The 10,412-nt window shown below is 61.9% G+C and carries 9 protein-coding genes; 5 read left to right on the forward strand and 4 right to left on the reverse strand.

The window, feature by feature from the left end:
* The 3 genes from tnpC to VZ95_RS06830 form a co-directional block, all read right to left on the reverse strand.
* Positions 1 to 1,366: IS66 family transposase (gene tnpC / locus VZ95_RS06820; RefSeq protein ID WP_045775188.1), on the reverse strand; the 1,366-nt coding region annotated here is incomplete at its 3' end.
* Between the two features lie 53 nt (positions 1,367 to 1,419).
* Positions 1,420 to 2,184 carry an IS66 family insertion sequence element accessory protein TnpB gene (tnpB, locus tag VZ95_RS23905; protein WP_198148143.1) on the reverse strand — a complete coding sequence of 255 codons (765 nt, stop codon included), beginning with the start codon at positions 2,182 to 2,184 and terminating at the stop codon, positions 1,420 to 1,422.
* A gap of 150 nt (positions 2,185 to 2,334) precedes the next feature.
* Positions 2,335 to 2,790, reverse strand: a complete 456-nt coding sequence (locus VZ95_RS06830) for an Lrp/AsnC ligand binding domain-containing protein (RefSeq protein ID WP_045775189.1) — start codon at positions 2,788 to 2,790, stop codon at positions 2,335 to 2,337.
* A 181-nt stretch (positions 2,791 to 2,971) separates the two neighbouring features.
* On the opposite strand from VZ95_RS06830, the gene VZ95_RS25275 reads away from it, so the two are divergent.
* Positions 2,972 to 3,709 (forward strand): hypothetical protein, encoded by a 738-nt coding sequence (locus VZ95_RS25275; protein WP_198148144.1) that lies wholly within the window; start codon positions 2,972 to 2,974, stop codon positions 3,707 to 3,709.
* Positions 3,604 to 6,036 (forward strand): bifunctional proline dehydrogenase/L-glutamate gamma-semialdehyde dehydrogenase PutA, encoded by a 2,433-nt coding sequence (gene putA, locus VZ95_RS26755; protein WP_232302526.1) that lies wholly within the window; start codon positions 3,604 to 3,606, stop codon positions 6,034 to 6,036. Before VZ95_RS25275 ends, putA begins: the two co-directional genes overlap by 106 nt.
* 85 nt (positions 6,037 to 6,121) lie before the next feature.
* Here the strand turns inward: putA and VZ95_RS06840 are convergent, their stop codons facing one another.
* A complete protein-coding gene (locus VZ95_RS06840) occupies positions 6,122 to 7,462 on the reverse strand; it encodes a hypothetical protein (protein ID WP_045775190.1) in 1,341 nt (446 codons plus the stop codon).
* Between the two features lie 193 nt (positions 7,463 to 7,655).
* Here VZ95_RS06840 and VZ95_RS06845 point away from each other — a divergent pair, with 193 nt between their 5' ends.
* The 3 genes from VZ95_RS06845 to VZ95_RS06855 all read left to right on the forward strand — a co-directional run.
* The gene (locus tag VZ95_RS06845) at positions 7,656 to 8,333 is read left to right on the forward strand and encodes a response regulator transcription factor (protein ID WP_045775191.1); all 678 of its coding nucleotides are present in this window, start codon (positions 7,656 to 7,658) and stop codon (positions 8,331 to 8,333) included.
* Between the two features lie 11 nt (positions 8,334 to 8,344).
* Positions 8,345 to 9,757: a sensor histidine kinase gene (locus tag VZ95_RS06850; RefSeq protein WP_045775192.1), complete on the forward strand. Its 1,413-nt coding sequence runs from the start codon at positions 8,345 to 8,347 to the stop codon at positions 9,755 to 9,757.
* A 34-nt stretch (positions 9,758 to 9,791) separates the two neighbouring features.
* A partial coding sequence (locus VZ95_RS06855) for a matrixin family metalloprotease (protein ID WP_045775193.1) occupies positions 9,792 to 10,412 on the forward strand: 621 nt, incomplete at its 3' end.

A 10,412-nucleotide genomic window follows, 5' to 3' on the forward strand; every position in this document is an offset into this window, starting at 1 on the left:
CGGTTGCGAAGACGCGGATGTCACGTTCGAGGAGATTGTTGTCGATGGGCATTCTGCCGTCTTCTGTATAGCGCGTCAGGTATTCCCACTGGTTCAGGGTATAGGATACGGCATCGCCGATCTTGCTGTCGGGCAGGACCTTCGGCCTGATATCCTCGAGCCATGCTTTGAAAGCGTTCAGGATGGGCACGCTATGTTTCTGGCGGAGACGGCGGGTGCAATCGGCGCGTGTTTCGCCCTTGTCCGGTTTTTCGCTCCGCGCCAGGCCTTCAATCCGGTAGAGCTGCTCGAAGACCTTTAGCGCCTGCTCCGGCGGGCCGCCGCCTTTCTTTCTGGTCTTCAGCGCCTCGACGAAGCGACGCCTGGAATGGGCCAAGCATCCAACGTGGGTGGCCCCCGTCAGCGTGCGCCAGGCGGAATAGCCGTCACTCATCAGGATACCGCGATAATCGCCCAGGAAGGTCTGCGGATAAATCTGGCCACGGCCGGGCTGATAGTCGAGCAGCACGATCGGCTCAGGACTGTCCTCTCCATTCCGATAGGCCCACATAAAGGATGGGCTGGTAGCCTCCCTATCCTTTTCCTTCAGGACCTGGACCGTGGTCTCGTCGCCATGGATGAGCGGCTGCGCTCTGAGCCGCAACTTCAGGGCTTCATAGAGGCGGCAAAGATGCCTCTCGCTCGATCCGATCACCCAATGGCCCAGAGTTCCGCGACTGACGGGAACGCCCGCGCGCTCGAAGGCCTGGGCTAGGCGGTAGAGCGGCGTGCCATCGACGTATTTGTGAACGAGCGCAAAGGCCAGCGTCGAAGCCGTGGCGATGCTGCCCGGTAAAGGCTGCGCGGGCATCGGCGCCATGACAATAGGCGTCTCGATCCCGGTGCGGTCGCACGTCCGGCAGGCATATTTGAACCGCACATTCTGCAGGACTTTTGCCTTCACCTCGATATGGAGTTGCTCGGTTACGGCCTCGCCCAGGCGATGCATTGGATGGCGGCAGCAGGGACAGGATTTTTGATCATCGGGAAGGTCGTATTCGACGCGCTCGCGCGGTAGGTGTTCCGGCAGGGGCTTGCGGCCACGCTTCTTTCCCTCCGGTTTCTCAACCCTCGCAAAGCCGGTGTCCGGCAGGTCGACGGCATCATCCTCTTCGCCGCCGGAGGTATCGTCACCGGCAGCCTGTTCGGCTTCATTGAAGAGGCGATCACTGTGCTTTTCGCTTTTCGGCGCAAAACGATGGAGCCGCGCTAGCGCCAGGTCTTCCTCCAGCTGGGCGACGCGCGCTGTGAGGTGACGGTTTTCCGCCTGGAGCGCGGCAATACGCGCCAGTAACGCTGCAACATCAGGTTCGCCGGATCTGATCATCAGAGTCTTGAATCGAAAGCATGCCGCTGCGTCAACGGCTTTTCTCGCCCCTCTTAGCCTGCAACCTGATAGTGCCGCACCGGATGGCGCACCATCGCGTCGATATCGATGCCGTCGAGAACCCAATGGAGCTCTTCGCACGAAAGCGTAACCACCGCCGTCTCCCGGCGCGGCCATCGGAACTTGTCCTCCGTCAGCCGCTTCAGAACCAACACGAAGCCGGATCGGTCGAAGAACAACAGCTTCATACGGTCGCGGCGGCGATTGCAAAAGGCAAAGACCGCAGGCGCAAACGGATCAAGCGCCATCTCCTCCTGCACCAGAACCGCAAGGCTGTTGATACCGGCGCGGAAGTCGATCGGCTCGCGGTGCAGATAGACGGTCAGGTCAGCGTTCAGTCTGAACATGCCCCAGGCTCCGATGATCGCCGTCAACGCCTCCACATCACCGCATTCCAGCGAAAGCGTCACGCCGTTCGGCAGGCACGCGCTCACCTTGGCCGAAAGGGGCAGCGACTTCGACTGCCGCGCTTCCCCGCGCAGGGCAGGCCCCTCTACCAAATGACTGGCAGCGCTGACTTGAACCGGAATGAACGCCGACCGCGCAGGGGCCCGCAGAGTACCGGCTTCCTTGGCCGTCTTTATCCACTTCCGAAGAAGGTTGGCATTGACCCCATGCTCAAGCGCAAGGCGCGATACCGACACGCCCGCCTCCAGGCAGGCGGCAACGAGACGCTCTTTCGACGCCGCATCGTACCGACGGCGGCCATTGCTAAAAATCCGCCTAACCAGCAGTTTCCGTTCATCGTCCTCAATCACCTGGTGTCCACCTCCGTTAAGTGGACACTTCATGCCAAAAGACGATCAATTCAAAAAGGTGCTGAGAAATTCGCGCTTACTTCATTTGGTTTTTATGTCATGAAATAGTTAATATTTCTATTTCATGTCTTTGGTTGTGACTTTTCTCTCTTAAACTCCGAACCCAACCTGGGCTTTCACTTCTTCCATGACCGCATAGGTATGGGTTTCTCGCACCGACGGCAGGCTGACGAGCGCATCGCCCAGGAAGCGCCGATACTCGGCCATGTCCTTCACGCGGGCTTTCAGCAGATAATCAAACCCGCCTGCGACCATATGGCACTCCAGCACTTCCGGCATCAGGCGCACGGCGGCGGCGAAATTGCTGAAGGCGTCTTGGGTGGTGCGGTCGAGCAGGACTTGCACGAAGACCAGCAGGCCCCGGTCGAATTTCTCGGGATCGAGCAGGGCGGCGAACCCGCGAATATAGCCGTCGCGGCGCAGGCGCTTCACGCGGTCGAAGCAGGCGGCGGGGGAGAGGTTGATGACGCGCGCCAATTCGGCATTGGACAGCCGGCCATCCTGCTGCAACGCCCGGCAGATTTTAAGATCGAGATCATCCAGCATTGAGGTTTCCGCTTATCAGCCCGATGAATCATCGTTTTTTATATTTATAAACCAGAGAAACGTCGGAAACTAGGCCATAATTCCGGACAGAACTGCCAAGAAAACTATGATATTCCGAATAATCATATGAACCCTCATGGGCGGTGCCGATTCTGGCCCGGCCCCAGCTTCGGAGCCCCGCATGTATCCTTCTGCGTCCGCCCTGCCGCCCGCCGTTCAAAGCCTGCGCACCGCCATCGCGCCCTTTTACCGCGCCGATGAGGCGACGGTGATCGCCGAGCGCACCGAACAGGCCAAGCTCGATCCCATCCTGTCGGAACGGGTGCGGACGCGGGCGACCCAGCTCATCGCGGGCATGCGCTTGAAGATGGAAAACGGCGGGCGGATCGAGCAGTTCTTGCAGGAATATCAGCTTTCCACCCGCGAGGGCGTGACGCTGATGTGTCTCGCCGAAGCGCTGCTGCGCATTCCCGATACCGAAACGGCGGACGCCTTGATCCGCGACAAGCTGGGCGGTGCCGATTGGGAAGCCCATCTGGGGAAATCCGATTCGGTTCTGGTGAATGCCTCCACCTGGGCGCTGATGCTGACGGGCCGGGTGGTCAATCTCGATAAGCCGGTCGTTCAGAAAAGTGGGCTGGTGTCGGACCTGCTGGGCAAGCTGGTGGCGCGGTCGGGCGAGCCAGTCATCCGCGCCGCCATTCGCACGGCGATGAAGATTCTCGGCAAGCAGTTCGTCATGGGCCGCACGATCGATGAAGCTTGGACCGCGCGGTTCCGGCGGAGAAGGAAGGCTACCGCCATTCCTACGATATGCTCGGCGAATCGGCCCGCACGCGCGCCGATGCGGAGCGCTATTTTAAGGCTTATGACAGCGCCATTCGCTCCATCGGCACAGCGGTGGCGGGGCGGCCGATGATCGACGCGCCGAATATCTCCGTAAAACTCTCGGCCCTGCACCCGCGCTACGAGGTGGCCCAGGCCAATCAGGTGATGCGCGATCTGGTTCCGGCGCTGCTGACGCTCTGCCAGACGGCGAAGGAAGTCGGCATCGGTCTGATGGTCGATGCGGAAGAATCCGAACGGCTGGAAATCTCGCTGGATATCCTCACGGAAATCTCCGGTCATCCGAGCCTGAAAGGCTGGAACGGCTTGGGCCTTGCCGTGCAGGCCTATCAGAAGCGCGCGCTGCCCGCGCTTCAGTTCCTCGACGCGATGGCGGCGACCCACGGGCGCAAGCTGCTGGTGCGGTTGGTAAAGGGGGCCTATTGGGATAGCGAAGTCAAACGCGCCCAGGAACGCGGCCTGCCGGGCTATGCCGTCTTTACCCGCAAAGCCGGGACCGATGTCAGCTATATCGCCTGCGCCAAGTTTATGTTGGACTCGAAGAATTTCTACCCGGCCTTTGCCACCCATAACGCCATGACGCTGGCCGCCATTCTGGAGCTTGCGGGCAACCGGACCGATTTCGAGTTCCAGCGCCTGCACGGTATGGGCGAGGCGCTGTATCAGGGCGTCGTCGGCCCCAAGGCGCTGAACCGGCCCTGCCGCGTGTATGCGCCGGTCGGCAGCCACGAAGATTTGCTGGCCTATCTGGTGCGGCGCTTGCTGGAAAACGGTGCCAATACTTCCTTCGTCAATCAGGTCGCCAAGGCGGGTGCGCCGATTGAAAGCCTCACGCAAGATCCGGTGGCCTATATGAGCGCGCTGTCTGAAAAAGCCCATCCGCGCATTCCGCTGCCCGCCAACCTCTATGGGCCGGAGCGTTTGAACTCCAACGGTATCGACCTGTCCGACCCGCTGCAAACCGACCCGCTGATGGATGATCTGGCGCGGGAATGGCAGAAGGCGACCTTCGCGCGGCCGCTCGTTGGCGGTAATGATGTTACGGGGAAAGAAGTCCAGGTTCTCGATCCTGCCGATCACAACCGCTCGCCCGGCGCGGTGGTGGAAGCAACGCCGCAGGACGCGCGGGAAGCGATCACTCTGGCGCTCGCCGCTCAGCATGATTGGTCGAACCTTGGGGCGGAAGCGCGGGCCGCGTGCCTGCTGAAAGCGGCGGACGCGATGGAAAGCCAGCGCACCCGCCTGCTGGCCCTGCTCATCCGCGAAGCCGGGAAGACCCTGCCGGACGCGATTGCCGAAGTGCGCGAAGCGATCGACTTCTGCCGCTATTATGCGCTGCTGGCCCGGCGCGAGTTTCTGCCGGAACCCTTGCCTGGCCCCACGGGGGAAATCAATCAACTGAGCTTGCACGGGCGCGGCGTGTTCGTTTGCATTAGCCCGTGGAATTTCCCGCTGGCGATTTTCATGGGCCAAGTCGCCGCCGCCCTGGTGGCCGGGAACAGCGTCATCGCCAAACCCGCGCCGCAAACGCCGCTGATTGCCTATGAGGCGGTCAAGCTGCTGCACGCGGCGGGGGTTCCGGGCGATGTGCTGCATCTGCTCCCCGGCGGCCCCGCCGTCGGGGAGGCGCTCGTCACCGATCCGCGCATCGGCGGCGTCGCCTTCACCGGCTCGACCGATACCGCCCGGCGCATCAACCGCCATCTGGCGGCCAAGGACGCCGCGATTGTGCCGCTGATCGCCGAAACCGGCGGGCAGAACGCGCTGATCGCCGATAGCTCCAGCCTGCCGGAACAGGTAGTGCAGGACGTCATCATCTCGGCGTTCCAGTCGGCGGGGCAGCGCTGCTCGGCGTGCCGCATTCTCTTCGTGCAGTCGGACGTGGCCGATAAGGTGCTGAAGATGTTGGCGGGGGCGGCCTCCGATCTCATTCTGGGCGACCCCGGCAAGCTGGTGACGGATATCGGCCCGGTCATTGATGGCGCGGCGCGCGACCGGCTGAAGGCCCATAGCCAACTTATCGGCCAGATCGGCACGCGTCATTTCCAGGCGGACCTCGGCAACGGCACGGAAAACGGCACCTTCTACCCGCCGGAAATCGTTGAAATCGACGGGTTGGGGCGTCTCGACCGCGAAGTTTTCGGCCCGATCCTGCACGTGATCCGCTGGGATGCGAGCAATCTCGATAAGGTGGTCGATGCGATCAACGAGACCGGCTATGGGCTAACCCTCGGCATTCATTCGCGCATCGATGAAACCGTGCAGCGCGTCATCTCCCGCGCCCGCGTGGGCAATATCTATGTCAACCGCTCGATGATCGGCGCGGTCGTCGGCGTCCAGCCTTCGGGGGCGAGGGGCTGTCGGGCACCGGGCCAAAAGCCGGTGGGCCGCGCTACCTGACGCGCTTTGCCGCCGAGCGGACGGTTTCGATTGATACCACCTCGGCGGGCGGCAACGCCTCGCTGATGTCGATGGAGGAATAGCGCTACGCATGCTTGCCTTTGCGCCCGAAGGTGCGGGCGCTGAGGCGGGCGCGGTAGACGAACCATTTGAGGCGCGTGATCCAGGGCATTTTCGTCGGCTGGAGAACACGGCCCAAGGCGCGCGCATAATCATGGAACAGGCCGGGCGTCCAGGTCATCGCGGTGGCGCGATTGCGCGCCAGCACCGCGCCCCACAGGTCAGGATCGAGCAGCAGGCTGAGCAGCCGGAGCCAGGGGCGTTTTCCGGCGAGAACGCCTTCCAGTGCCGCATCCAACCCGGCGGCGGCGACCACCGAACAATTGCGGTTGGTCAGATGGTAGGTCGAATCCTGGCTATATCCCAGCCAAAAGGCCAGCAGGCGGCGATAGCTGTAGCGCGGGAACTCTAACCTCACGTCCGCTGCGCACCACCAGTCCACGTCGCCCTCATAACTGTCGTGGAACTCGCCCTTCTGGGTCGTGTCGGCCAAGCTTTGCAGCGAGCTGAGCTTGTTCATATTCTCGGGAATCGCCAGTTCTTCGCTGGGGTAATGGCTGATGTAGAGATCGGGCTTTACCTCAAGCGCCGAATGGCCGGTGGAATAGCTGCCGTCTTTATCGACGGCGGCAAGGTAGCGGTCCATCAGGAGGGTCCGTTCCGGGTCGGTGGCGACCCCGGCGGGCGTCCAGACGTAGACCGTTAGCGGCGGGCGGTTTTGATCCTCGGGATCGTCGTCGCCCACCAAAATCGGCGCGTGGGCGTACCAACCGCGCCCGGCGAAATAGGGCAGGTTGAGAATGGAGAATTCCGGCGGCAGGGTGCGGAACGACAGGCCGAATTCCAGCAGAAACCGCCCGAACAGCGCCAGCATCAGCCCGGTCGCCAGCAGAATGGCGGTTTCATAGGAGAGCGGCCAGCCCAGCGCGACCATCGGCGCGGCCAGAATTTCGATCCCGCCAATCAGCATCACGACGCGCCAGCCGGGAAACAGAATGACGAGGGTGGAGGTAATGCGAAACGCCCCATCGACGGCAAGGGCAAGGCCGAGCGCCACCGCCAGCGCCACCGGGGTCCAGAAAGCGGCAATCAGCACCAAGCCCCCCATCAGCACGAGGCCGCCGGACTTGAGGAAAGCCCGCAAGGGGCTGCGGTCCTGCGCCGTCGCGCCGCCCAGGGCAACGAGGATGCCATTGCTGAGGAAAAGGGTTCCGAGCAGGGCATGGGCGATCAGCAGGGCGTGACTGGGCGGGCCGAACGCAACGAAAAGCCCCAGGAGAATAAGCGCAACGCCGAGCCCGGCAACGATATACCATTTCCCGCGAAAGGCCTTGGCGCCAATCAGGATGAACGCAAGCTGAAACATTGAAAACTCTGATAAATTTGCCTCTGAAAGCGGGGGGACTATGCCCTATGGCGCACCGCCTGACCAGGGGGGCAATGCCGCAGGCGGGCCTCGGGACAGCCGTCGCGGCCCATCTAACCAAAATTTAATGAGCCCCTGCCGCTGCATCGCCGTATCTGATAGAAAGAGTATCGAGTTAGGAGTTTACCGGTCCATGCGCATTTTGGTCATCGAAGACGATGTCGATACCGCCGCCTATATGGTGAAGGGGCTGAAAGAGAGCGGCTATATCGTCGACCATGCCGCCGATGGCAAAGACGGGCTGTTTCACAGCATGAGCGGCAGTTACGATGTGTTGATCGTTGACCGCATGCTGCCGGGGCTCGATGGGCTCTCGATCATCCAAGCGCTGCGGGCGGCGGGCAATAAAACCCCCGTGTTGATCCTCTCGGCCCTATCGGCGGTCGATGACCGGGTGCGCGGCTTGCGGGCGGGCGGCGACGATTATCTGACCAAGCCTTACGCTTTTTCTGAACTGGTCGCGCGCATCGAAGTGCTGCTGCGGCGCGGCGCGGGCGAGGCGGTAACGACCAAGCTGCGCGTGGCCGATTTGGAAATGGATCTTCTCTCGCGCCTCGTGACGCGCGGCGGCCAGGAAATCGACCTGCAACCGCGCGAGTTCATGCTGCTCGAATATCTCATGCGCAACGCCGGGCATGTGGTGACGCGGACAATGCTGCTGGAGCACGTGTGGGATTATCACTTCGACCCGCAAACCAATGTGATCGACGTGCATATTTCGCGCCTCCGGCAAAAGATCGATAAGAACTTCCCCAAATCGCTGCTGCAAACCATTCGCGGTGCGGGCTACTGCCTGCGCGCGCCGGAATAAGTGCCTCCCCGATGAGGAAGCTGCTGCGCCATTGGACCGTTCGGGTCGTGGCGGTTTATGCGTCGCTGTTCGTCGTGTCGGTGCTCACGCTGCTCGGCTTCGTTTATGGCGTGACCATTGGGCTGATCGACCGGCAGTTGAACGATACGATCGTGACGGAAATTTCCAGCCTATCGGACGGCTACCGCGAGCATGGGCTGAACGGGCTGATCGATCAGATCAACGAGCGGATTGCGGCGGATCGGGTCGGCTCAGGCATCTATCTGCTCACCGATGGCGATTTTACCCGCGTGGCCGGAAATCTGCCCGCCTGGCCGTCGGACGCCGAGCGCGAGGGGCGCTGGGCCACCTTCCGCATCCCGCAGGCGGGAACCGAGGAGGAGCCGCAAACGCTGGATGCGGCACGGGCGCGCGCCATGTCGTTTCTGCTCACCGAAGGCTATCACCTGCTGGTTGGCCGCACCTTGGTGGAGCGCGCGAGTTTCGAGAAGCTGATTTTCCAAGCGCTGCTGTGGGCAATGGCGGCGGCGGCGTTTCTGGCGCTGGTCGGCGGCGTGGTGATGGGCCGCGATATGCGCCGCCGCCTGGAAGGGATCAACCGCACGACCCGGCATATCATCTTAGGGGATTTGCAGCAACGCGTGCCGGTGTCGGGCAGCGGCGACGAGTTCGACGGGCTGGCGAAGAACCTTAACGCGATGCTGACGCAGATCGATCAGCTCATGCGCGCGGGGCGGGAAGTGACGGATAATATCGCCCACGATCTGCGCTCGCCGTTGACCCGGCTGAAAACCCGGTTGGAAGTGACGCTGATGAGCCACGATCCGCCGCAGATGCAGGGCGCGTTGGAAAAGACCGTTTCCGAGCTCGATAACGTGCTGCACACGTTCAACGCGATTCTGTCGATTTCCCAGGCCGAAGCCGGGGCCGGGCGGCAGGAGATGACCGATCTCGATTTGGCCGATCTGGTTGCTGATATCGCCGATCTCTATCAGGCCGTGGCCGAGGATAAAGCAATTGCGCTCAGTATCGAGCGCAGCCAGCCGACGCGCCTGCGCGGCAATCGGCATCTGCTGTTTCAGGCCCTCGCCAATCTCGTTGATAATGCGATCAAATATTCGCCAAGCGGCGGGCGGGTAACGCTCGCCGTCGCGCCTCAGGGCGACGGCGGCTCGGTGGTGGTCGCCGATACCGGGCCGGGCATTCCAACCGAGGAGCGCGCGCATGTGCTGCACCGTTTCGTGCGCCTGGAACAGAGCCGCACGACGCCCGGCAATGGCCTGGGGCTTAGCCTCGTGTCGGCGGTGGCGGGTCTCCATAATGGCTCCCTTATTTTAGGCGACAATCACCCAGGGTTGCGGGCAGAATTGATTTTGGGGCTGCCCGCGCAGGACACCGCCTCCAAAAGCGTAGCTGGTGCGTAACCCCGAGGTCTGAGTTTCAACAGGAGATGAGAACATGGCGCAGCCGGTAATTCCTACTTTGACGGCATCGGACCAATCGGTTGCGGTCTCAACGCTGGTCGACGATAGCCTTGGGCGTTGGAACGCGACCAGCGTTAAAGGAACGGCGGTGACGGTTCAGTATAGTTTCGCAACCTCGGTCGCGTCCTATGCCAATCAGTTTATCGATACTCGGGCGGGCCTGACGAGTTTTCAGGCCTTCGACGACACGATGAAGGCGCAAGCCCGCGAGGCGCTCGCGGCTTGGTCGGCCGTTACCAATATCAATTTCGTCGAAGTGGCCGACACGAGTTCCGTTGGGATGCGGTTTTTCACGCTCAGCGACGCCAGCGCCGATTCTGCGGGCTTTGCGTGGGGGGCGGGAACCGGTAGCCAAATCGGCAGTTCCTATCGGGGCGATGTTTGGATCAATCGGGCACAGACCGATACGGGCTATAGTCCGTTGCTGCTGCTGCATGAAATTGGCCATGCGCTGGGCCTCAAGCATCCCCATGAAAGCCCTGTTTTGGCGGATGCGAAGGACAGTATTCAAACGACGGTTATGTCCTACGACCAGGAATATAATTACGATATTAAGGTGACGGCGACGCGCACGGCGACCGGGGTAAACTGGTCA

The organism is Elstera litoralis, assembly GCF_000963705.1.
Lineage (GTDB): Bacteria > Pseudomonadota > Alphaproteobacteria > Elsterales > Elsteraceae > Elstera > Elstera litoralis.